This is a genomic window from Streptomyces rhizoryzae, assembly GCF_023155275.1.
In the GTDB taxonomy this organism is placed as follows: Bacteria; Actinomycetota; Actinomycetes; order Streptomycetales; family Streptomycetaceae; genus Streptomyces; species Streptomyces rhizoryzae.
Genome location: NZ_JALMUV010000115.1, coordinates 1 through 1107, shown reverse-complemented (window position 1 = coordinate 1107; position 1107 = coordinate 1). Strand labels below are relative to the sequence as shown.

Genomic DNA, 1107 nt, shown 5'->3' with positions numbered 1-1107 from the left:
GGTGTCGATGACGCTGACCGTGCCGTCGCTCGCGTTCGTCACGTACGCGTGGAGCCCGTCGGCGGTGATCGCGACCCAGAAGGGTGTTGTCCCGACGGGCACGGTGGCGGTGACGGTCAGGCTTCCGGTGTCGATGACGCTGACGTTGTTGCTGCCCTCGTTGGTGACGTAGGCATGCAGTCCATCGGGAGTGATCGCCACGCCTGTTGGCGTAGTGCCCACCGTCACGGTCGGGTCCGATGAGACCGCTACCAGGGGGCGACGGTAGCCGCTCCACGGGAGTCCGACCAGTTGCCGCCAACTGGGCTGCAATGCCTTGGCCATGATTCGTCCTTCCAGATCGTTGGTCTGTCTGATCTGGATGGGCTGCCTTGAGACCGGTTGCATGAGGATGCAGCCGGTGCGCCGCGGGCAAAGGGAGCTCGCCAACGTCCGTAAGCCCATCCGTACTTCGATCGACCTTTCGGCGGGCCGACGGGAACAGTCCCCGAGAAGGATGGGCGACCCTCGGAGTTCACTAGCACAAGTAACTCACTATGACCGCGATGAGAATAGGCGTCTGGGCACAACATCACTCGAACGGTCGATAGGTGAAGTAATCCTACGATACTTAAAGCGCAGGAGATGGTGGCATTACTCGCCATGATTGTGGGTTACGGCGGTCCACGTGTGGGCCATTTGAGTGATGCTACTTCTATGGGCTTTTCTCCACGCGGTGCCAGTGGGTTACTTGTGCCCATAAGCCCCGGGGGTCGCCCATCCCGTTCGGGACTGGTCGTCGGTCTGGCGACAGCCGACGGTCAAGCGGATGGGTAACTCCTGAAGCCTGGTGCGTTGTCCCTTGCCCGAGGTCCGTCGGCTGCACGGCACGCAGGAAGTTCTCGTGACAGGCCCATCCAGATCAGACGGACATCTATCTTGAGGGGCGCATCATGGCCGAAGTATTTCAGTCGAGTTGGCGACAACTGGTGGGGCTGACTCACGACACGTACCGTCAGGGCCCAGTCGTGGTGTCATCCGATCCGACCGTGACGGTGGGCTCTTTCCCCACGGGGGTGGCGATCACTCCGGACGGGCTCCACGCGTACGTCACCAACAGCGGCAGCA

At 61.9% G+C, this 1107-nt stretch carries 1 protein-coding gene; it reads right to left on the bottom strand.

What is annotated here, in order from left to right:
• A partial coding sequence (locus MUU72_RS35790) for a YncE family protein (RefSeq protein ID WP_372503304.1) occupies nucleotides 1-201 on the bottom strand: 201 nt, incomplete at its 3' end.
• Nucleotides 202-1107 lie beyond the last annotated feature (906 nt).